Here is a 20,225-nt window from a genome sequence, read left to right on the forward strand (position 1 = left end):
CAAACGACATGATGTCCAACGTCGGTGGGATGAGCAAAAACACTGGAATACATGGTGGCAGTTCCCTCGTTCAGATTCGGGCGCAGTCGGCAACAACGAACTGGTGATCAAACGGGGGAGATCTCCTTCCCTCCAACGTCGGGGCTATTACGGTTTTCCCATACTGCTTTACGGGAAGCCCATTTTCCGATTTCAGCGCTCCATTTTTGAGTTGGCCATTCAACAAACCTGTGAAGCAGCCATGCGACCGCAATTGCGGTCGCGGTCACTATGATGAGTGCAAGGGTTGATGGAACACCAATGACAATTAGCATTCTCAATAGAGCGTACCCAGCAACGCCATGCACGACATAAAGTGGGTAGCTTATGCTGGCAAAAAAATCAGTGATACGATTTGACGAAAACAACCTCGGGAATGTAAACGCAAAAAGAAACAAGAGGAATGCAAATGCATAGTTCCACATCAACGCGAATGGAACAACTGGAGGGCATAAGGCCCACATCAATGCGAAAAGGCTAACCATAATTAACGCAACTAGCACGCCTGCGCGTTCTGGAAGTTGTCCAGAGTGAATATAGAAAATAGCAGTTCCAGCAAACATGAATACTATGTACTGCGCAGAGAAAACGAGTGGGCTGAGAGAAAGATAAAGTTGAGGTCTAGTGTTTGCCCATTCTGGCATTATTCTCGCCAGAAACAGCCCACTGATAGCCAATGCTAGCGGCGCGACGAATGCCAACTTTGATCTCTTGGAGAGCAACGGAGCAATCAACGCGCATACAATATAGAATTTCATCTCAATATCGAGCGTCCAAATAATCCCGTCAATGTTCCTAGATTGAACAATATCGCGCAGGCCGGGGAAATAATGAATTGCTACTTCTGAAAAAGTGAATGGCCAAGTAATATTAAAATAGGACGTCGAAGCCCATATAGTAAGAATAGAAATGGTAAATCCGACAGCATATGTTGGTAAAATTCTTACGGATCGGCTAATACAAAAGCCAAGACGGGTACCGTTCTTCAGAGAAAAAGGAATTACGAAGCCACTTATTAAGAAGAAAAGCGCAACACCAAACGCACCCCAGTTAAAGAATTGGTGTAGTTGTAGTGGTGTAATAAAGCTTGGAATGTTGATAGTCGAAAGGTCAAGAGGTGGGGCTTTTATGAGATCGCCAACTGCAGCTTGATTGACCCAAAACACACCAAAATAATGCGAGATAACAACGCAAAGTGCCGCTAGGCCGCGTAACGTATTTGCGAATTCAATTCGTTTCGTTTTCAAAACGGCGACCTCAGCAGTTAGTTCTAAACTGCTTACATTGAAAGCGTAAGAAAATCCACCGCCGCTCGCTGAGGCGGCCTTTTCTTTGCCGAAAGAAAAAACGCGGCGGGTGATGCGGGACTATGGGTAACCGGGCAGGTGTTTACGTCCCGCTTTTTTCTCTATTCTTCTTCTTTTTATCTTCGTCGTAATGAAACTTGATGGCGAAGAACATGGCCGTGCCCAACACGAGAACCTTGAACGCTATCAAGAATACCGGAATCAGTTCCATTTTCTGAATGTTTCCATACTGCTATCGAATTTCACGAGCACTACCTCAAAACAGCAGCTTTAGCAGCTTCATTTTTGGTCGCACCACCGTCGGCCACACAGCAGCGTCGCCGCAGGGCAAGCGCCCCAATTTCTATAGGAAATTCCATGAACAAAACAACGTTCTTCGCAAAAGCCGAGACGCGCAATGCGGCGAAAGCGGACGCTGCAACGGCTCTTGCCAGCCTGACACGGCAGGAGCTTTCCGACTACAAGCTGCGCGCGGCTGAGACGTTCGCCACGAAGGCAGGCATGCAGGAGCAGACGTCCCAGATCATGCGGGCCATCGAAAGTGTGGCGCACCGCATCGACGGGCTCACAGAACGGATTGATAACATCATGGCGACGCGGACGGGGCGTTCAAGAACATAGGCGGCCTTCGGGCCGCTCCTTTTTTTGGCGTCTGGTGACCGATTTCCGTTCAGCAGTGGCGCCCACATTCCAAACGCATCGGAAAACTTTTCCGTTGCGTCAATCGAACAGAAACCGTTCGATTGAAAACTATGAGAATTTCTCGCAGTTTCTGGCTGGAATCCGTTCAGTATTCAATTGGGAGAATTTCTCCCGATTGAATAGCAAGAGATTTTCCCGCGGTTTCTGGTGGAACGGAAGCCCATTACTGTACGGAATCCGTTTAGTATTCAGCTACAAGAAATTCTCGCACCAGTCTTTTGTCCGAAATCCGGACAAAACTAATCTCGCACGATCATCCCGACAGCAGTTTCACCAAGAAATTCGATGCCGGCTTTTTCGAGGGCGGTGCGAAGCTTTGCTTCGGTAGCCTGATTGATTCCCCCACGCTCATTTTCATAACGGGTTATTGTCGCCGTCGTGACGTCGGCCAATTCGGCTAGATCTCTGACGCCGATTTTTAAAGCAGATCTAGCCATTCGGAGTTGCGCTGGCGTCATAGTTAACACCTCGTGAAAAAAAATTGTTACACGGTGTTGACACCGTTAGTTCTGCGTAATAGATAGTTATTACAGGGTAACAAATCAAACGCTTTTGCGGATTGTCCTTAACAGATTACTAATTTCCGTTCGAGGAGACCACCATGCCACGCATCAACGCGCCGGCAGCCGAGAGAGGCTTGCCAAAAGACCCCTTAGAGACCGCCAGAGAAGTTTTCTATGCGCTGGACGACGCCCTCGGACGGATGGAAAGCACCATTAGGGTAATGGACATGCTGACCGATGGCACGCCGCAAAATCATGGAGTGGCGGCTTTATTCGACAAGCACCGTGAAATCGATGCCATGGTTAGGCAAGCTTGGCCAATCGTCGTGGGCCGTCCGGGTTGTGTGGTGACAGCATGAACAACGAGCTCAACTACGAAATTGCAGAAGTTCGCGCCCTAGCCGATGCTCTGGTGCACATTGACATGTACGACGACGAATTATTCAAGCGCGCGTCGCCGTATTTGCTTTGTATGTTAAGCGACAAAGCTGCCGAACTCGATAAGAAGCATGGTAGACTTGAAGTCGAGATCATCGAACTTCGGCGCAACCAGCGCCCGTCCTAACGAGTTTTCGCGGCCTGTGTGTGTGGCCGCAGGATGGGGATTTTGATCTCCTCAGGGTTGTTCCCCATCCACCCTATTGCCCGCCTAGCCGGACCGATCTTCTAAATCGGTAACCGTAACAGGAGCTGAAAATCGCGGTTCGATTCCGCGGGCGGGCTCCACTTTCCCCGGCCTCCCCAGCCGGGACAGCAGAAACAAAATTTTGTTTCTGCTACCAAAACACGAGGAGACGAATGCCCGACCGGCGACTTGGCATGCGGGGCATGATTCACCGTTCAATATTGTGATGACTTTTCCGCCCATATTGGTCATTCAAGCAATCTAATAATATTAGGAAAAAGATTAGGATCGTTTCTTTTCACATAGTTTATTTCTTAATAAGTTCAAGTACTTATATTGAAATAAATGGCGCACCCGACAGGATTCGAACCTGTGACCTCTGCCTTCGGAGGGCAGCACTCTATCCAGCTGAGCTACGGGTGCATCGCTGGAAGGCTCGAAGCCTTTCATGCGCGTTTCTAACTGAACCGCGCATATGCATCAATGGCTTATTTTGATTAAGCGGCGCAAATTTTGCCGTTAGAGCGCACCCCGAAAAGTGTGAAACGGTTTTCGGATAAGATGCGCGCCAGAACAAGCACGTTACGAACGCAACCCCGGAGCTTCCTGCCCGGTGCGCTCCACATATTCCGTATAGCCGCCGCCATATTGATGAATGCCGTCCGGCGTCAGTTCCAGAACCCGGTTCGACAACGCACCAAGGAAATGCCGATCGTGCGACACAAACAGCATTGTGCCCTCATAGGCAGCCAGCGCCTTGATGAGCATTTCCTTCGTATCGAGATCAAGGTGATTGGTCGGCTCGTCCAGAACGAGGAAATTCGGCGGATCGAACAGCATTGCCGCCATGACAAGGCGTGCCTTTTCACCGCCCGAAAGCACACGGCACTTCTTTTCGATATCGTCGCCGGAAAATCCAAAGCAGCCAGAGAGAGCACGAAGCGGCGCTTGGCCTGCCTTTGGAAAACGCTCTTCCAGCCATTCCAGTATCGTTGCGTCGCCGTCGAGCACATCCATCGCATGCTGTGCAAAATAGCCAAGCTTGACGCTGGCGCCGATATTGACGTTGCCCTTGTCCGGCTCAGCAGCCCCTGCAACCAGTTTCAGCAGCGTCGATTTTCCCGCACCGTTGATGCCCATGATGCACCAGCGTTCGCGACGGCGAACCATGAAATCAAAACCGTCATAGATCGTGCGGCTTCCATAGGTTTTGTGCACGCCCTTGAAGCTGACGACGTCTTCACCCGAACGCGGCGCGGGTGCGAAATCGAAGGCGACCGTCTGGCGGCGGCGTGGCGGTTCCACACGGTCGATTTTCTCCAGCTTCTTTACACGGCTTTGTACCTGAGAAGCATGAGAAGCGCGCGCCTTGAAGCGCTCGATGAACTTGATTTCCTTGGCAAGCATGGCCTGCTGGCGTTCGAACTGGGCCTGCTGCTGTTTTTCATTCAGCGCCCGCTGGCCCTCATAGAAGGCATAATCGCCGGAATAGGTCGTGAGCGCGCCACCGTCGATTTCAATGATCTTGGTCACGATGCGATTCATGAACTCGCGGTCGTGCGAGGTCATCAGCAACGCGCCGTCATAGTTCTTGAGAAATGCTTCCAGCCAGATGAGGCTTTCGAGATCCAGATGGTTGCTCGGTTCGTCGAGCAGCATTACGTCCGGGCGCATCAGCAAAATACGCCCCAGCGCGACACGCATTTTCCAGCCGCCGGAGAGCTGGCCGACATCGCCATCCATCATTTCCTGCGAGAAACTGAGACCTGCCAAAACCTCACGCGCACGGCCATCCAGACCATAGCCATCAAGCTCCTCGTAGCGCGCCTGCACTTCACCGTAGCGTTCAATGATCGCGTCCATCTCGTCCATGCGGTCCGGATCGACCATCGCGGCTTCCAGCTCGCGGAGTTCTGCTGCAACCACGCTGACAGGACCCGCACCTTCCATCACCTCCGCAACGGCGGATCGACCGCCCATCTCGCCGACATTCTGGTCGAAATAGCCGACTGTCACACCCTTTTCGACGCCAACCTGTCCCTCATCCGGCTGTTCATCGCCGGTAATCATGCGAAACAGGGTCGTTTTGCCCGCACCGTTGGGACCGACAAGGCCGATCTTTTCGCCACGGTTCAACGCGGCGGAAGCCTCGATAAAGAGAATGCGGTGGCTGTTGGACTTGCTGATATTGTCGATGCGGATCATGGAACGGGAGGACTTTGCAAGATGGTGTGGAGTGTAAGGGGATCGCGTTGCGGCCTCCCTATGCCACGACGGCACAGGCAAGTCACCCCGCTTCGCGCGTGAGAGTTCGTTGCTTCAGATCATGGAATGTTGTGCAACCATTGCTCGGTCGAGAATTTTTCGACCACAAGCTTTTCCGCAGCCGCATATTCTTCCGATGTAATCTTGCTGCTCACACCGCCATTCAGCGACACAAAAGTGTCCTTCATGCGCTTGATAACTTCTTCGCGCGGCAGTCCCGTCTGGCTGCGCACCGGATCAACGCGCTTGACTGCGCTCGTCGTGCCCTTGTCGCTCAGCTTTTCGCGCCCGATGCGCAGAACCTTCACCATTTTCTCGGCATCCATGTCATAAGCCATAGTGACGTGATGGAGGACAGTTCCCCTGGAAAAGCGTTTTTGCGCTGCGCCGCCGATCTTGCCCTTGGAACTCGAAATGTCGTTGAGTGGCTTGTAGAAGGCGTCGATGCCGAGCGAATTGAGTGCTTTCAGCACCCAGTCGTCCAGGAAAGCATAAGAATCGGCAAAACTCATGTCACGCACGAGTTCACCAGGCGCATAAAGCGAATAGGTGATGGTACTGCCGGGTTCCACGAACATGGCACCGCCACCGGTCACGCGACGGACGGTTTCGACACCGAATTCCCGTGTTGCTTCCATATCGACTTCGTTGCGCAGCGACTGGAACGCGCCGATGATGATGGCCGGGCGTTCCCATTCCCAGAAGCGCAATGTCGGCGCACGACGCCCTGCAGCAACTTCCTGCGCCAGAACCTCGTCCAGCGCGAGATGCATGGCGGGTGAAACCGCAGGCATTTCAATTATCTGCCATTCGAAGTCCCGCCATGTGCGCGCAACACCCAAAGCACGCCGGACGGCAATCGCAACCGCCTCCGGGCTGAAGCCGAGCATCATCGCATCGGGGCGAAGACCTGCCCTCACCGTGTCGGCAATCTGCTCCGACGACGCATTGGCCGAAAGACCATCGATAGCGTTGCGGATATCCTCCAGAGCCTCATCAGGCTCAAGGAAGAAATCACCCGCCACCTGCACATCGCTCAGACGACCGTCACGAACCTCCAGATCGACAACGACAAGTTTTCCGCCGTGGACTTTATATTCGCCGTGCATGTGGGCAGCCTTCCGAAGAGTGAACGTGAGTGCTTCACTCTAATTTCATGAAATCTGCAGGAAAGGAAGCCGCCTTCAGCCGGGATTATATGCCGGCTTCCGCAGGAACGGTACGTTGAATGAGCGACGTATCGCGCACTTCCTTCGTTTTGTGGCCGACATAAAACCCGGCAGCAATCATAGCCACCAGAACAACGATAATCGATCTGAAACTAAAAGGCAGGCAGCGCATTTCGGTTACTCACTCCGGCCGCAAGCAAACCAGAGCAGGAAACGATTGTCGACCCCACACAAGTTTGGCTTCGTGAACATTCGCAAATTTCGATTGGATGTTGCAGTCTTGCAGCTTTTTACGGGCAACGCATTCATCCTCTGTTCAAGACATCGGAACTAAAGCATATTTCATCGATATCAGAGGGAATCATCATGATACCTGCACTCAAAACGACTGTTGCTTCACTATGTCTTGGTGGCTTTGTGGCCGCCTTCGCTCCATTTGTTACGCAGGCATCTGCAGCCCAGTTGCAGCGATGCGCAAGCGAAAACGGGGTCTGCCAACTGCCCTATCCGGCTGAAGTTGTCTATGGAACAGGCGGACAGAATACGTCGCGCTTCATCGACCGACCGCAGGTTACCTGCTCGAACAGGGTCTTCGGTGATCCGGCGCCAGGCAAAAAGAAAAGCTGCTCCTTCGTCGTACAGGATCGTTGGGACAGGCCGGATCGCCCCGGTCGCCCCGACCGGTATGATCGCGATGACGACAATGATCGCGATTGGAGTCGCTGCGCCAAGGAAGGCGGATTCTGCGATTTCTACGGTCGCAAGCGCGTCCGCTATGGCGCAAATGGCCGTTTCACGGAAGGTGTCTTCCGCAATGGCGTTCGGTGCGATAACCGCGCATTCGGCGATCCGGCACGCGGCAAGGCCAAGGCTTGCTACGTCCTCGATTGACGACTGGACGTGAGGACATAAAGGCCCGGACTGCTCGACAGTCCGGGCCTTCTATTATGGTTGAAGTGGAATCGTGTAAAATGTTACAAATATTTGTTTTTATTATAAATTGTCCCGATTTTCACTGAAAACGCTATAGCAATTTCGTCCTTTGCCTTTCGCTGCATAGAGCGCGATATCCGCATTGCGGGCCAGCGCCTCGGGCGATGAGCCGTCGCGCGGTGCGAGAACAGCGCCGACGCTTACCGAGACATCAAGATTGACGCCGTGGATGACAAAGGGCTCGCGGAAAGCTTCGACAACCTTTCCTGCAACTAACTCTATATTTTCCCGGCAGTCGTCGTCGGGAAGAATGACGGCAAATTCGTCACCGCCCACACGCACTGGAATATCGGTCTCCCTCAATGCAGAGCGCAGACGTCGTGCCGCCTCGATCAGAAGCGTGTCGCCCATCAAATGACCGTAAGTATCATTGACGGCCTTGAAGCGATCGAGATCGATCAGCAGGGCACCAATGGGTTTGCCCTGCTGCAACGCTTTTTCGATCAGCGGAACGGCGAGTTCAGTCAGCGCCCCGCGATTATAAAGCTTGGTCAACCGGTCTGTCAGTGCGAGGCGTTTGAGAGCGGTGGAATCATCGTTAAGAAATTTGTTCGTCTTCTGCAGGCGCAACAATCCACTCGCAACGCGGGCAAAGTCCTCGAGCTTGGTGCGCTCTGTATCAGAAAGCTGTCTGGGCGCGTTATCGAGAATGCATAAGGAGCCAACGATTAACCCGTTCTCTATAGATACCGGCGCACCGGCATAGAAGCGGAAACGCGGTTCGCCGGTCACATAGGGCATTGCGCAGAAGAAGTCGTTTTCGACCATGTTTTCGATGACGAAAAGTTTGCCGCTTTCCACGACAAAGGTGCACGCGGTCAGCTCGCGCGGACAGCTACTGACCTTTTCGCCAGCATTGGCAGCAACGCGCTGCCAGTCCTCGTCGACGATGTTAAGAGCAGATGTACTGACGCCAAAAACATCTTTCACAAGCGATACAAGCGTATCCAGTTCAGGCAGCCCAAGGCTCGTCACTGAAACCAGACTGCGGACGCTTTCCAGTCGTTCGACTTCATTCGCAGGAACCGAAAAAGGCTTCGTTTCTGTCATCGAACTATAGGCATCCAAACTCATCATTCTCACCGTCATCCACACCACTTTCCGGACTATAGATAGTGAAGACAACCGTGACAGCAAGCCAACCCTCCCGGAACCAGCCAAATTCGAACGGGTTTTCGTCCACCTGAAGCCACAGCGCAAGCTGGTGTTACACCATAAAAAAAACGCGACCGGTTGGTCACTGCTTCAGTCGCTGAAACATAGACTGGAGACCACCATAGTTTTACAACAATGCTTGTGCCAAAACCGGCGCTGATAGCCGATACCATCAGCAAGCACCATCAGAACAGGTGCTGGTCATGGCATGCCTTCCACCGGAAGGCGTCAATGCGTGACCCGTCAATTCAAATGCACGGGATGTTGATTCGTCATTGCAGACCTGACGAAGTCGTTTTCCTCGGTCATTCTCACGCCCAATCAAAAAAATTAGGTGGCAGGGGTAATGCTATGATCCTCTTTTCTATTGTCATAGGCGTGTTGACGTCTGCGGTAGTGATCGCCGCATGTGTCATGCTTTGGAGATATGAACGGTTCTGATCCCGCGGAATAAGAATGAACAAGAACTGCGGCGAAGACGACGCATATCGGGCGGATGAAATAAACCGCACAAATTATTTCTATGGAAAAGGGATTTAATGGTGGGCGTGACAGGGATTGAACCTGTGACCCCTCCCGTGTGAAGGGAGTGCTCTCCCGCTGAGCTACACGCCCGATGAGCCATGCTCAATCAAGGTGGTGCGGATATACTGGCCTGCGGCTGCATGAGTCAAGCGTCTCGCAAGCCTGTTCCCATAGAGATTTCAAATCATTCGAACAAAAGCCACAGATCAAACAAGAACGGCAATCACCTGATGAATGATTGCCGTTCTGCATTGATATGGAAAGGATTTCAGAGTGCTGCGAGACGCGAACCTGCAGTCTTGTCGAAAGCTTTCTGCAATCCGGAATCACGGTCGTACACATCGCCGTAATAGTGGACTTTTCCATCCGCTTCTGGCCATGCCGTGAAATAGGAAATGTAGACAGGCACCGGCTCTTTGACCTTGATGCCTCGTTCGTTCTTGCCAAAATATTTTTCAAGATCCGTCACGGATGTTCCCAGAACAGCCGCCGCCATGTCGCGTGGTCGTTCCAGACGGATGCAGCCGTGGCTCAACGCGCGCATGTCACGGCTGAAATAGGATTTGGCCGGGGTGTCATGCATGTAGATATCATGCGTGTTTGGAAACAGTATCTTGAGCTCGCCAAGAGCATTGTCGAGACTCGGTTTCTGACGGATGCCGACATGGGCTTTGCCCGCAGCAACCGCGCTCCAGTTAACGGCACTGGCCGAAACCTTCTTGCCGCCCGCATAAACTTCGTAGCCATTGCGATCGAGATAGCTCGTGTCGCGCATGACCTTGGGCAGCATTTCATTCAGGATGATCGAACGCGGCACGCCCCATGACGGATTGAAAACAACCGTCTGCACCTTGTTGTAGAAGAAGTAGGTCTGGTGGGTCGGGGAGCCGATAACCACATTCATGGCCAGCTTTTCTTTTCCGTCCTCGAAATATTCCGCGCGGTAGGCGGGCTGGTTAACCATGACGTAACGCGTGCCAAAATCATGGGGCAGCCAGCGCAGACGCTCCATGGAATAAAGGATACGGTCGCGCTTGATAGAAGCCTGCTCGCCTTGAAGAGCTGAAACCGTATTGCGACCGATGACGCCGTCAGGTGCACCACCGGAAAGCTTCTGGTAATCCTTGATCGCCGCGACGAGTTCCGGGTCGTAGACATCGCCGCTTGCATGCTTATCCAGCACTTGCTTGTGCTCTGCCAGATAACTGGCAGGCGCATGTCGTGTAATCAGGGCGACGACCTTGCTGAGCTGGTCGTTGGTATCGCCCGGCTTGATGATGCCATTCAGCGAGATGCGGATAGGTTCTGCAGACGGCGGCTCGGTATTCGCCAGTTCGCGCTTCAATGCCGTATATTGCGCATTGTTCGGCTGGAAACCATGCAGATAGGCAGCCGGATCGTTTTCCGAGGCCAGCCGTTCCAGGACAGTCTTCGGATCGACGCGGTCGCGTGGCAGATCGTGAAAACCGCTGAGGCGGTCGGCGACTACACGTCCCTCGCCCGCGTCGATGGCATAGCGCAACGCGCGGGCGGACATGCGAATTTCAAACTCGGCGAGCTTCTGCTGGCGCTCGGATTCGGCGGTAGCGTCGAAATTGTCAGCCGGGATCGTAACTGCATATTCATCGGGGTTGAGCCCGTCTTCATCGGCGCGGGCAAAGAAGGCCGCGACATTCTTGGCGCGATCAAGCACCTTGTCATCGGCGGACCAGATGAACGAGCGCTGATGTGAATAATAATCCACAATCGCCTGGGCGATTTCTTTCTCGGCTTTGACATTGACGGATTTCAGATAATCCGTCGCCGCATCGAATGCGCGCTCGCCTGGCGTTTCATCGCGCACTTGTGGACGGATCGGCGACATGCCGGATGTCAGTGAATCGGCAATGGTCGGCTCGGTTGCCGCCGTCACCTGCATATCGAGCGCGCTGAAGTCGATGTTGACCAGAGTGTCTGGTTTATAGTCGTAGATCTGCGGTCCCTTGACCGTCACGCGCTGGGCTGGCGGAAGGCTGCGCACGGCGGCACGAGGGGCAGAAACGGTGTTCGGAGCAACGGGTGCCGTAGGAGGAGCGACCTGCGGCTGGACAGGCTGCGCCTGCTGCTGCCGACGCTGCTGGAAAAGTTCCAGCAGCGAATTTGCGGCCTGAGCCTGTGTCGTCGGGAGAAACACCGAAGCTGCCAGAGCCAGCGCAGCCGCACGACGGATATTCAGTCCGCGCACAGCGATACTCTTCTCATCCATCTGCGAGTGTCTGGAAAACTGCATTTCAAACCGCCAAAGTTGATGCGTTCGCTAAAAAGCGAAACCGTCCGAATCTCGCGCACAGAGTTTATGAATCTCGTTTAGAAACTTTTAACGCTAATGTTTTCTGAAGCAATTTTCTGTTTTGCGTTTATCACAATTGTTTGAGACATCTTCCGGGGAGATCTGCCGGAAGACCCAAATGAACAAAGTGACGCAGTGGCATCCCCTCCACATCGCGCTAAAAGCCCCGCAGACTATGGCTCCGATGCTCTTCCTCGGAGCTTCGATCAACCTGTTATCGCGCAGACCGGAAACGATGACGTTGTCCGGCAGGCGCAACTGGCAAGCAAGCGAGGTACCACGATGGCAGAAGCAAGCGCCGCCGATCTTTTTCCTCTTGGTGAAGACGACACCCCCTACCGCAAGCTGACTTCCGATCATGTCTCTGTCGATAGTTTCAAGGGGCAGGAAGTCCTGACCGTCGATCCGGAAGGGCTTCGCCTGCTTTCGGAAACGGCTTTTGCTGACATCAACCACCTGCTGCGCCCCGGCCATCTGCAACAGCTTGCCCATATTCTCGAAGATCCGGAAGCGACGGACAATGACCGTTTCGTCGCTTACGACCTCCTGAAAAATGCCAATATCGCCGCTGGCGGCGTGCTGCCCATGTGTCAGGATACCGGCACGGCGATCATCATGGGTAAGAAGGGGCGTCGCGTCTGGACCGAAGGCGGCGATGCCGATGCTCTGGGTGCTGGCGTTCTCGATGCCTATAACAAGAAGAACCTGCGTTATTCGCAGCTTGCGCCTCTTTCGATGTTCGAGGAGAAGAACACCAAGAACAATCTGCCCGCCCAGATCGATATCTACGAAGAAGGCGAAGACGCCTACAAATTCCTTTTCGTTGCCAAGGGCGGCGGCTCGGCGAACAAGACGTTTCTCTATCAGGGAACGCCATCGCTTCTGACGCACGACCGCATGATCGACTTCCTCAAGGACAAGATCCTGAGCCTCGGCACGGCCGCCTGCCCGCCATATCATCTGGCAATCGTCATCGGCGGCACTTCGGCTGAAATGAACCTGAAGACGGTCAAGCTCGCCTCGACGCGCTATCTGGATAGCCTCCCGACCAAGGGTTCCGAAACCGGACATGCTTTCCGCGACCTCGAAATGGAAGCCGAAATCCACAAGCTGACGCAGTCTCTGGGTGTCGGCGCGCAGTTCGGTGGCAAATATTTTTGCCATGACGTCCGCGTCATTCGCCTGCCTCGCCACGGCGCTTCGCTGCCGATCGGCATCGGCGTTTCCTGCTCTGCGGATCGCCAGGCCAAGGGCAAGATCACCAAGGACGGTATCTTTCTTGAAAAGCTGGAAACCAATCCGGCCAAATACATGCCGGATATCGACGAAGAAAAGCTGTCGTCGCACGTGGTCAAGATCGACCTCAACCAGCCGATGCAGGACATTCTCAAGGAACTGTCGAAGCATCCGGTCAAGACGCGTCTGTCGCTCTCCGGTCCGATCATCGTGGCGCGCGATCTGGCACATGCCAAGATTCGCGAGCGCCTTGAAAACGGCGAAGCCATGCCGGATTACTTCAAGAACCACCCGATCTATTATGCCGGTCCAGCCAAGACGCCTGCAGGTTATGCCTCCGGCTCTTTCGGACCGACCACGGCGGGCCGCATGGATTCCTATGTGGACCAGTTCCAGTCATTTGGCGGTTCGATGGTCATGCTCGCAAAGGGCAACCGTTCGCGTCAGGTGCGCGAAGCCTGCGGTCAGCATGGCGGTTTCTATCTGGGTTCCATCGGTGGACCGGCAGCCCGTCTGGCACAGGATTGCATCAGACGAGTCGAGGTCGTCGAATATCCGGAACTCGGCATGGAAGCGATCTGGCGTATCGAAGTGGAAGATTTCCCGGCCTTCATCGTCATCGACGGCAAGGGCAATGATTTCTTCAAGGAGCTCAATCTGGGTTAAAAAACAAAGGGCGGCGCGAGCCGCCCTTCTTGTTTCAGGCGTTTGTGCCGCCATCAATGGTGAGCGAAGCTCCCGATACGAAGCGCCCCTCGGCGCTGGCAAGCCAGGCAACCAGGCTTGCGATATCGTCAGGTGAACCGAAGCTGCCGGTAGCGATAAGTTCACGTTGCTGTTCGGCATGCTCGCCAGTCGCCGGGTTCATGTCCGTATCGGTGGAGCCAGGCTGAACGACGTTGACCGTGACGCCTTTCGGACCGAGATCGCGCGCCAGACCCTTCGTCAAACCGATCAGAGCCGCCTTGCTTGCCGCATAAAGGCTGATACCTGGCCATGGCACGCTTTCGGCGAGATTAGAGCCGATGGTGATAACGCGCCCGCCAGCGCCGAGATGCGGAGCGGCTGCGGAAACGGCAGCAAAGACAGCGCGGAAGTTCACAGCCATTACATCATCGAAGTCGGCAAGCGTGACCTCTTCCAGCGGGGCCGCATGCCAGATGCCGGCGCTGTTGACCAGTATATCAAGACGACCGAAATCCTTGACTGTTTTCTCGATCGCAGCGGCGATCTGATCGGCATCGCGATTGTCGGCCTTCAGTGCCAGCGACTTGCCGCCGTTTGCTACAATTTCGGAAACCACCGCGTCGGCTTTTTCCTTGCTGTTCACATAGGTGACGACAACTGCTGCGCCATCTTTTGCGAGCCGGTGCGCAATTGCTGCGCCAATGCCGCGACTTCCGCCTGTAACGAAGGCAACCTTTCCCTTCAGAGATTCAGATGGCATGCCATTTCCTTTCTGTATCGATTGATACATAATTGCTGACAGGCTTGTGTAGAACCGTCAAGCGATTTATTTAATGATCGATACAGAAAGGTTCAGACGTGGCAGAAAAAGGACGTCCCCGCAGCTTCGACCGTGAAACAGCGCTTCGTGCTGCAATGTTCATATTCTGGGAAAAAGGTTTCGATGGATCGTCTCTGGCCGATCTGACGACCGCGATGGGCATCAATGCGCCAAGCCTCTATGCAGCATTCGGAAGCAAGGAAGGGCTCTATCTGGAGGCCCTTGCCCTCTATGCCGGTGAAGTCGGCAATGAAATCTGGTCGGCACTGGATGAAACGCCGGATGTCCGTGAAGCTTTCGAGAAGTTCCTGTTCGCGACGATAGACTCCTACTGTCAGGACTCCGTGCCGCGCGGCTGCATGATCGCGCTGGATGCGCTGCATCGAACGCATTCGAGCGAAAACGTCTGCGCGGTGCTGCGCAATCGCCGCCAGTCCAATATCGACGTCCTGAAAAAGCGGCTTGAACGCGGCATTCGAGAGGGCGACATTGCCGCATCCGTTAATTGTGAGGCGGTCGCAACCTTTTACGCAACGGTTCAGAACGGCATGTCCATTCTCGCGCGCGACGGCGGAACGCGAGACGACCTCACCGCAACGGCATTGGGCGCCATGGCTGCCTGGGAGAAACTGGTTTGCCCGCAAGGAAAGTCAGGCAACCAGTCTTAATCTCGGGCTGTCATCAAGATAAGTCGCCACGAGCGATGCCACTTCGGCGCTCGCGATGATGCGGCGATGCCCGAGGCCGTCAGCCCAATGCACCCGGACGTGAGCACCGGCCTTGCCCGCCATTTCTGCAGAGATTGCAGGAACTTCCTTGTCGTCATGAGCGTGAACGACGAGCGTCGGGATCGTCATGCGGCGTAAATGCACGTCGGTGTCGAAGTCAGTGATCGGGCGTGCCGCGATATAACGCACCTGTTCCTTCATTGCATTGCGCACATCCCGACCCAACCCAAGCACTTTTCCGAAACCGTCGAACACACCCGCCATCGAATGCGGCGAAGCAATCGTCACCAGTTTTGCCGGACGGTGCGACCGATAACAGCCAAGAGAGCCCGCGGCCGCATTGACGATGACCGCGCCGCCGAAGGAATGACCGATCATTGCATCGAAGGGACCATACTGGCGCCAGGCTACATCGACGGCAGCGATTGCCTGCATCATGTTGAGAGTGCACCCAGCAGATGCGCCATGCCCCGGCAGATCGATGGAAACAACCCGTTCGCCACGCGCGACAAGCTCGCGAATGATCGTCATCATATCCGCTGTGCGCGACCCCCAGCCATGGACCACGAGCGATGTTCTTCCCACATAAGTATCGGGCTCGAACAGATAAGTCGCGACAAGCCCGCGATCGATAATCAGATCGAGCCGTTTTGCTTGATTCAGATATTGGCTCGCCCGTTGAAGCCGCACTGCATAAGCCTTGGTCTTCGGTTTGCGGCTTGGCGTTCGGCAGAAAATCCTGAATGCGGCCCGGCCTGCCTTATCGGCATCAATGCGCCCAAGCACGCCCAGGCCGAATCGCGTAACCTGCAAAGAAAACGATGTCATGATAGGGCCTCAATTATGTTCAAACATGAACAAATAATTGTACAAGAATGAACAAAATGCAAGACAAGACTTCGAAGCTGCCGTGGGACAACCCGCGTTTCAAGAACTGGATCGCCGTTGCGCGTGCCGGCAAGGCGGTGGAACGCGCCCTCGCCCAGGGTCTGTCGGCCTTCGATCTCAAGATCGCCGACCTCGATGTGCTGATGAATATTTATCGCCATCCGGGCGAGTCCCAACACGATCTTGCACGGCGCATTCTCGTCGGGCGCTCGAACATCACAATGTTGCTGCCAAAGCTAGAAAAGCGCGGCTTGCTGATGCGCGAGGGGGATCCGACAGACAAGCGCGTGATGCGACTGACATTGACCCCCAAGGGCGAGAAGCTTTTGGGACATGCACTGACGGTCTATACAGAACTGATTGATCGCGTCATGGCGCAATCGACAACCGCGCAATGCAATTCGATGGGCGATGTAATGAGGCGCATATCCGAAATGCTGGAAAAAGAATAGGCTGGAAGCCGGATCAGCGGTCCCGCTTCAGACCCTTCTGGGCAAGCTCATCGAGATAGGTTTGCCACAGCGCATCCTTTTCGGTGCCGAGCTTGTGGAGGTAGGTCCACGAGAACAGGCCGGTGTCGTGCATATCATCGAAAGTGATGCGGACGGCGTAGTTGCCAACAGGCTCGACCTTTATGATTTCGACATTGCGTTTGCCACCAACTGTCACACGCTGTTCCGGCGAATGCCCCTGCACTTCCGCCGAAGGCGACAAGACTCGCAGCAATTCTGCGGTCAGTTCGAATTTCTGACCATCGTCGAACGCCACAGTCAGCAGTTTACGGTCATGTGAAACACGCAATTCAGTCGGCCAGACCTCACTCATCACCATTCTCCAGCTTGGTTCTTTGCCAGCTTTTGATAGGCCCCGCGCTAAAATATCGCAATAGTTACCGCCATTATTGAAAGAGCTTCACGCGCGCGAAACTGGACAATGGAGCCCGCAGATCCTATTTCTAGGTAGACGACGCGGATATCCCTCCGCATCATGTGGAAACGACGGCTTAATGATGCACACAAACCAAGCCCGGCCACTTGTTTCCCCGACTGGACCCATGATCGATCCTTTCGGGCGTGCCATTACCTATCTTCGCGTTTCAGTGACGGATCGCTGCGATTTCCGTTGCACCTATTGCATGGCGGAACATATGACGTTCCTGCCCAAGAAGGATTTGCTGACGCTTGAGGAACTGGATCGGCTCTGCACCGCCTTTATCGAAAAGGGTGTCAGGAAGCTGCGCCTGACCGGTGGCGAGCCTTTGGTGCGCAAAAATATCATGCACCTGATCCGGCAGTTGTCGCGCCATCTGAAATCGGGCGCGCTCGATGAATTGACTCTGACCACGAATGGATCGCAACTTTCACGCTTTGCCGACGAACTGGCAGAGTGCGGTGTGCGGCGCATCAATGTCTCGCTGGACACGCTCGATCCCCAAAAATTCCATGAGATTACTCGCTGGGGCGATCTCCCTCGCGTTCTCGAGGGCATAGAAGCAGCTCAGCGCGCCGGTATCCACGTCAAGATCAATGCAGTCGCGTTGAAGGATTTCAATGACCGCGAAATTCCCGAGCTGATACGCTGGGCCCATGGTCGCGGCATGGACATGACGCTCATCGAGACAATGCCGATGGGCGAGATCGAATTCGACCGTACCGACCAGTATCTGCCACTTTCACAGCTACGCGAGAATCTGTCGCAGCAGTTCACGCTTTGCGATATCCCTTACCGCACGGGCGGTCCTGCCCGCTATGTGACGATTGCCGAAACAGGCGGGCGGCTCGGTTTCATCACTCCGATGACCCATAATTTCTGCGAAAGCTGCAATCGCGTTCGGCTTACCTGCACCGGCATGCTCTATATGTGCCTCGGTCAGAATGACGATGCTGACCTGCGCAAAGCCTTGCGGGAAAGTGAAAACGATCTGCTGCTCAGTCAGGCTATTGACGAAGCCATTTCGCGCAAGCCCAAAGGTCATGACTTCATCATCGACCGCGATCACAATCGCCCTGCGGTGGCACGCCATATGAGTCTTACCGGCGGCTGATCGGCTTATACTTTAAAAAGTCGACGAGCTGAAATAATTGTCGCGAGATTGACTTTAAAACGGTATGGAATCCTAAACTGGATTCTGTATCGTGCCGCAGTCAGCAAATTTTCGTGCAAGTATTTTCATGCTTCTCGCCATGGGCACCTTCACCATCGGCGATACGATCACAAAATACCTCCTGACCGAGATGAACAGCGGACAGTATATGCTGATCCGGGGTATATTCGCGACAGTGCTCATCGGCTTTCTGGCCTGGCGACATGGTGCACTGCGCGGCCTGTCGCTTGAAAAGATGACAATCCTGCGTGTGGCGAGCGAAGTCGTGGCTACCGTCACTTACATTTACTCCCTCGGTCATCTCTCCCAGGCGTTCTGTTCAGCAGTTTTTCAGGCAACGCCGCTCGTCGTGACAATGGGCGCTGCACTCTTCCTGAAAGAGAGAGTGGGCTGGCGCCGCTGGTCATGCATATTGGTCGGCTTCATCGGGGTCCTTATCATCATCCGGCCCGGAACGGACGGAGCTGCGAGCTTTGCCGCCATCGCCGTGCTTCTTGCCAGTGTATGTTTTGCCGCCACACGTGATATCGCCACGCGCCGCGTTCCCGCACACGTGCCGACCCTTTATTTATCCACACTGACGGCGGGCGCGATAATGCTGACAGGCGGCGCGCTGACAGTTCCTATGGGCGGATGGCAGCCTGTCGGTACTGTTACAATCGGCGCCATCGCCATTGCTGCCATTCTGCTTCTCGTGGGGTATCACTTCATCATTCTGGCGATGCGCGAAGGTGAAGTATCCTTTGTTTCGCCCTTCCGCTATTCCAGCCTTCTTTGGGCAATAGGTCTCAGCACTTTGATTTTCGGCGAAGCGCCCGACATGTATACGATTGCTGGATCGGTTCTGGTGGTCGGGAGTGGTGTCTACATGGTCTATCGCGAGAACGTATTGAAGAAGAGGAAGCGCAACAAAAGTACGCTTGCAACAATTCCGACCGGCGTGGAGCCTTCATGATTGCCGGGGCCATCATCGCTGGTGGACTTTCCAGCCGTATGCAGGAAGGTGGCGTCGCTGGTGACAAATTCCTTCAGCCGCTTGGAAACACCGGCACAATCATTTCCCATGTCGTCAGGCGGATCAAACCGCAGGTCGAAAGCCTTGTGATCAATGCGAATGGCGATGATTCCCGTTTGGCAAATCTCGGTATACCGGTAATTGCGGACCTCCCCACAAGGCACGGCGGTCCTCTGGTCGGCATTCTGACTGCGCTGACGCAGGTGCGGGAAACTTCACTCCTGCTGACGACAGCGGCCGATACCCCATTCCTGCCCCACGATATTGCTGAGCGCCTTCTCTCGCGTCGGAACGAAACCGGGGCACGGGTTGTTCTCGCCAGCTCCCTTGGGCGCGTCCATCCGATTTTCGGGCTATGGGAAAACGGGCTGAAGGACGAACTTTCCGTCTGGCTCGCAAACACAAACAGGGCCAGTGTCTTCGCATTTGCTGAACATATCGGGTTCGAGACACTCGATTTTCCGCTTGCCTTCGCTGGCGATAGTCCGGAAACATATGACCCGTTCTTCAACATCAATCGGCCCGACGATCTGGTCGCTGCCCGAAAACTGGCTGAGGCAATGGAATGAACCAAAAGCTTTTCGGCATTACCGGCTGGAAAAACTCCGGCAAGACGACAATGACCGAACGCCTTGTCGCATGCCTTACAACACGCGGATACCGTATCGCCACGATCAAGCATGCCCATCATAATTTCGATATCGATCATGAAGGCACCGATTCCTGGCGTCATCGAAAAGCAGGTGCAGCGGAAGTCGCTATCGTCTCGTCTCAGCGTTACGCGATCATGCATGAGGGCCTTGGCGAAGAAGAGCCTTCGCTATGGGAAATCGCGGCGAAACTGGCACCCTGCGATCTGGTTCTGGTCGAAGGATACAAACGCGAGACGCACAAGAAAATCGAGTTGCGCCGCGAAGGAGGGCATGAAGGACCGGCTCTCTCTGTCGACGACCCGACAATCGTTGCGATTGCCAGTGATCAGCTCCAGCCCAGCGAAAAAGTGCCCGTGTTTGGCATCAATGATATTGATAAGATAGCTGATTTCATCGAACGTGAGATGGCTATCTAAGAAATCCTCTAAAATATTACATCTAAACGATATAGTTCACCATATTGCAGCGGAATATTGCAGAAA

20 protein-coding genes and 2 tRNA genes are annotated in these 20,225 nt (G+C 54.3%); 11 read left to right on the plus strand and 11 right to left on the minus strand.

Annotation, left to right across the window (positions count from 1 at the left end; translation table 11 throughout):
• Positions 1–107: 107 nt before the first annotated feature.
• Positions 108–1,286, minus strand: coding sequence for an acyltransferase family protein (locus ACYSN1_RS01480; protein WP_461724113.1), 1,179 nt, complete (start codon positions 1,284–1,286; stop codon positions 108–110).
• A gap of 417 nt (positions 1,287–1,703) precedes the next feature.
• Here ACYSN1_RS01480 and ACYSN1_RS01485 point away from each other — a divergent pair, with 417 nt between their 5' ends.
• Positions 1,704–1,967 carry a hypothetical protein gene (locus tag ACYSN1_RS01485; RefSeq protein ID WP_461724114.1) on the plus strand — a complete coding sequence of 88 codons (264 nt, stop codon included), beginning with the start codon at positions 1,704–1,706 and terminating at the stop codon, positions 1,965–1,967.
• Between the two features lie 320 nt (positions 1,968–2,287).
• On the opposite strand, the gene ACYSN1_RS01490 is transcribed toward ACYSN1_RS01485, so the two are convergent.
• Positions 2,288–2,485, minus strand: coding sequence for a helix-turn-helix domain-containing protein (locus ACYSN1_RS01490; protein WP_461724115.1), 198 nt, complete (start codon positions 2,483–2,485; stop codon positions 2,288–2,290).
• A gap of 164 nt (positions 2,486–2,649) precedes the next feature.
• Here ACYSN1_RS01490 and ACYSN1_RS01495 point away from each other — a divergent pair, with 164 nt between their 5' ends.
• Both ACYSN1_RS01495 and ACYSN1_RS01500 read left to right on the plus strand, forming a co-directional pair.
• Positions 2,650–2,910, plus strand: coding sequence for a hypothetical protein (locus ACYSN1_RS01495; protein WP_461724116.1), 261 nt, complete (start codon positions 2,650–2,652; stop codon positions 2,908–2,910).
• Positions 2,907–3,116, plus strand: coding sequence for a hypothetical protein (locus ACYSN1_RS01500; RefSeq protein ID WP_461724117.1), 210 nt, complete (start codon positions 2,907–2,909; stop codon positions 3,114–3,116). The genes ACYSN1_RS01495 and ACYSN1_RS01500 overlap by 4 nt, the downstream gene beginning before the upstream one ends.
• A gap of 406 nt (positions 3,117–3,522) precedes the next feature.
• Here the strand turns inward: ACYSN1_RS01500 and ACYSN1_RS01505 are convergent.
• From ACYSN1_RS01505 to ACYSN1_RS01515, 3 genes are all read right to left on the minus strand, one after another.
• A tRNA-Arg gene (locus ACYSN1_RS01505) sits at positions 3,523–3,599 on the minus strand.
• A 159-nt stretch (positions 3,600–3,758) separates the two neighbouring features.
• Entirely contained in the window at positions 3,759–5,381 is a 1,623-nt protein-coding gene (locus ACYSN1_RS01510) for an ABC-F family ATP-binding cassette domain-containing protein (RefSeq protein ID WP_461724118.1), read from the minus strand.
• Between the two features lie 119 nt (positions 5,382–5,500).
• Positions 5,501–6,550 (minus strand): lipoate--protein ligase family protein, encoded by a 1,050-nt coding sequence (locus ACYSN1_RS01515; protein WP_461724119.1) that lies wholly within the window; start codon positions 6,548–6,550, stop codon positions 5,501–5,503.
• 426 nt (positions 6,551–6,976) lie between these two features.
• Between ACYSN1_RS01515 and ACYSN1_RS01520 the strand changes: the two genes are divergently transcribed.
• Complete coding sequence (locus ACYSN1_RS01520) at positions 6,977–7,501, plus strand: hypothetical protein (RefSeq protein WP_461724120.1); 525 nt, start codon at positions 6,977–6,979, stop codon at positions 7,499–7,501.
• A gap of 102 nt (positions 7,502–7,603) precedes the next feature.
• On the opposite strand, the gene ACYSN1_RS01525 is transcribed toward ACYSN1_RS01520, so the two are convergent.
• The 3 genes from ACYSN1_RS01525 to ACYSN1_RS01535 form a co-directional block, all read right to left on the minus strand.
• Positions 7,604–8,653, minus strand: a complete 1,050-nt coding sequence (locus tag ACYSN1_RS01525; protein WP_461724121.1) for a GAF domain-containing protein — start codon at positions 8,651–8,653, stop codon at positions 7,604–7,606.
• A gap of 645 nt (positions 8,654–9,298) precedes the next feature.
• Positions 9,299–9,373 (minus strand) — tRNA-Val (locus ACYSN1_RS01530).
• A gap of 178 nt (positions 9,374–9,551) precedes the next feature.
• Positions 9,552–11,528 carry a L,D-transpeptidase family protein gene (locus ACYSN1_RS01535; RefSeq protein ID WP_461725249.1) on the minus strand — a complete coding sequence of 659 codons (1,977 nt, stop codon included), beginning with the start codon at positions 11,526–11,528 and terminating at the stop codon, positions 9,552–9,554.
• 366 nt (positions 11,529–11,894) lie between these two features.
• On the opposite strand from ACYSN1_RS01535, the gene ACYSN1_RS01540 reads away from it, so the two are divergent.
• Positions 11,895–13,514 (plus strand): fumarate hydratase, encoded by a 1,620-nt coding sequence (locus ACYSN1_RS01540; protein WP_461724122.1) that lies wholly within the window; start codon positions 11,895–11,897, stop codon positions 13,512–13,514.
• Between the two features lie 34 nt (positions 13,515–13,548).
• Here ACYSN1_RS01540 and ACYSN1_RS01545 read toward each other — a convergent pair whose 3' ends face one another.
• A complete protein-coding gene (locus ACYSN1_RS01545; RefSeq protein WP_461724123.1) occupies positions 13,549–14,295 on the minus strand; it encodes a 3-oxoacyl-ACP reductase family protein in 747 nt (248 codons plus the stop codon).
• Between the two features lie 98 nt (positions 14,296–14,393).
• Here ACYSN1_RS01545 and ACYSN1_RS01550 point away from each other — a divergent pair, with 98 nt between their 5' ends.
• On the plus strand, positions 14,394–15,023 hold the full coding sequence (locus ACYSN1_RS01550) for a TetR/AcrR family transcriptional regulator (RefSeq protein ID WP_461724124.1): 630 nt from the start codon (positions 14,394–14,396) through the stop codon (positions 15,021–15,023).
• Here ACYSN1_RS01550 and ACYSN1_RS01555 read toward each other — a convergent pair.
• The gene (locus ACYSN1_RS01555; RefSeq protein WP_461724125.1) at positions 15,006–15,911 is read right to left on the minus strand and encodes an alpha/beta fold hydrolase; all 906 of its coding nucleotides are present in this window, start codon (positions 15,909–15,911) and stop codon (positions 15,006–15,008) included. The two genes, ACYSN1_RS01550 and ACYSN1_RS01555, sit on opposite strands and share 18 nt — an antisense overlap.
• A gap of 47 nt (positions 15,912–15,958) precedes the next feature.
• On the opposite strand from ACYSN1_RS01555, the gene ACYSN1_RS01560 reads away from it, so the two are divergent.
• On the plus strand, positions 15,959–16,423 hold the full coding sequence (locus tag ACYSN1_RS01560; protein ID WP_461724126.1) for a MarR family winged helix-turn-helix transcriptional regulator: 465 nt from the start codon (positions 15,959–15,961) through the stop codon (positions 16,421–16,423).
• Positions 16,424–16,436: 13 nt separating this feature from the next.
• Here the strand turns inward: ACYSN1_RS01560 and ACYSN1_RS01565 are convergent, their stop codons facing one another.
• The gene (locus ACYSN1_RS01565) at positions 16,437–16,796 is read right to left on the minus strand and encodes a gamma-butyrobetaine hydroxylase family protein (protein WP_461724127.1); all 360 of its coding nucleotides are present in this window, start codon (positions 16,794–16,796) and stop codon (positions 16,437–16,439) included.
• Between the two features lie 184 nt (positions 16,797–16,980).
• On the opposite strand from ACYSN1_RS01565, the gene moaA reads away from it, so the two are divergent.
• The 4 genes from moaA to mobB all read left to right on the plus strand — a co-directional run bounded on the left by moaA (position 16,981) and on the right by mobB (position 20,159).
• Positions 16,981–18,015, plus strand: coding sequence for a GTP 3',8-cyclase MoaA (moaA, locus tag ACYSN1_RS01570; RefSeq protein ID WP_461725250.1), 1,035 nt, complete (start codon positions 16,981–16,983; stop codon positions 18,013–18,015).
• 127 nt (positions 18,016–18,142) lie between these two features.
• The gene (locus tag ACYSN1_RS01575) at positions 18,143–19,030 is read left to right on the plus strand and encodes a DMT family transporter (RefSeq protein ID WP_461725251.1); all 888 of its coding nucleotides are present in this window, start codon (positions 18,143–18,145) and stop codon (positions 19,028–19,030) included.
• Positions 19,027–19,659: a molybdenum cofactor guanylyltransferase gene (mobA, locus tag ACYSN1_RS01580; protein WP_461724128.1), complete on the plus strand. Its 633-nt coding sequence runs from the start codon at positions 19,027–19,029 to the stop codon at positions 19,657–19,659. The genes ACYSN1_RS01575 and mobA overlap by 4 nt, the downstream gene beginning before the upstream one ends.
• Complete coding sequence (mobB, locus tag ACYSN1_RS01585) at positions 19,656–20,159, plus strand: molybdopterin-guanine dinucleotide biosynthesis protein B (RefSeq protein ID WP_461724129.1); 504 nt, start codon at positions 19,656–19,658, stop codon at positions 20,157–20,159. Before mobA ends, mobB begins: the two co-directional genes overlap by 4 nt.
• Positions 20,160–20,225: the final 66 nt, after the last annotated feature.

It is taken from the genome of Brucella sp. LJL56 (genome assembly GCF_054871705.1).

What these genes read in the sequence shown, in the direction of transcription:
- ACYSN1_RS01485 (WP_461724114.1), top strand. Translation starts at nt 1,704, where the DNA reads ATGAACAAAACAACGTTCTTCGCAAAAGCCGAGACGCGCAATGCGGCG.
- ACYSN1_RS01490 (WP_461724115.1), bottom strand. Translation starts at nt 2,485, where the DNA reads ATGGCTAGATCTGCTTTAAAAATCGGCGTCAGAGATCTAGCCGAATTG.
- ACYSN1_RS01495 (WP_461724116.1), top strand. Translation starts at nt 2,650, where the DNA reads ATGCCACGCATCAACGCGCCGGCAGCCGAGAGAGGCTTGCCAAAAGAC.
- ACYSN1_RS01500 (WP_461724117.1), top strand. Translation starts at nt 2,907, where the DNA reads ATGAACAACGAGCTCAACTACGAAATTGCAGAAGTTCGCGCCCTAGCC.
- ACYSN1_RS01510 (WP_461724118.1), bottom strand. Translation starts at nt 5,381, where the DNA reads ATGATCCGCATCGACAATATCAGCAAGTCCAACAGCCACCGCATTCTC.
- ACYSN1_RS01515 (WP_461724119.1), bottom strand. Translation starts at nt 6,550, where the DNA reads ATGCACGGCGAATATAAAGTCCACGGCGGAAAACTTGTCGTTGTCGAT.
- ACYSN1_RS01520 (WP_461724120.1), top strand. Translation starts at nt 6,977, where the DNA reads ATGATACCTGCACTCAAAACGACTGTTGCTTCACTATGTCTTGGTGGC.
- ACYSN1_RS01525 (WP_461724121.1), bottom strand. Translation starts at nt 8,653, where the DNA reads ATGACAGAAACGAAGCCTTTTTCGGTTCCTGCGAATGAAGTCGAACGA.
- ACYSN1_RS01535 (WP_461725249.1), bottom strand. Translation starts at nt 11,528, where the DNA reads ATGGATGAGAAGAGTATCGCTGTGCGCGGACTGAATATCCGTCGTGCG.
- ACYSN1_RS01540 (WP_461724122.1), top strand. Translation starts at nt 11,895, where the DNA reads ATGGCAGAAGCAAGCGCCGCCGATCTTTTTCCTCTTGGTGAAGACGAC.
- ACYSN1_RS01545 (WP_461724123.1), bottom strand. Translation starts at nt 14,295, where the DNA reads ATGCCATCTGAATCTCTGAAGGGAAAGGTTGCCTTCGTTACAGGCGGA.
- ACYSN1_RS01555 (WP_461724125.1), bottom strand. Translation starts at nt 15,911, where the DNA reads ATGACATCGTTTTCTTTGCAGGTTACGCGATTCGGCCTGGGCGTGCTT.
- ACYSN1_RS01560 (WP_461724126.1), top strand. Translation starts at nt 15,959, where the DNA reads ATGAACAAAATGCAAGACAAGACTTCGAAGCTGCCGTGGGACAACCCG.
- ACYSN1_RS01565 (WP_461724127.1), bottom strand. Translation starts at nt 16,796, where the DNA reads ATGAGTGAGGTCTGGCCGACTGAATTGCGTGTTTCACATGACCGTAAA.
- moaA (WP_461725250.1), top strand. Translation starts at nt 16,981, where the DNA reads ATGCACACAAACCAAGCCCGGCCACTTGTTTCCCCGACTGGACCCATG.
- ACYSN1_RS01575 (WP_461725251.1), top strand. Translation starts at nt 18,143, where the DNA reads ATGCTTCTCGCCATGGGCACCTTCACCATCGGCGATACGATCACAAAA.
- mobA (WP_461724128.1), top strand. Translation starts at nt 19,027, where the DNA reads ATGATTGCCGGGGCCATCATCGCTGGTGGACTTTCCAGCCGTATGCAG.
- mobB (WP_461724129.1), top strand. Translation starts at nt 19,656, where the DNA reads ATGAACCAAAAGCTTTTCGGCATTACCGGCTGGAAAAACTCCGGCAAG.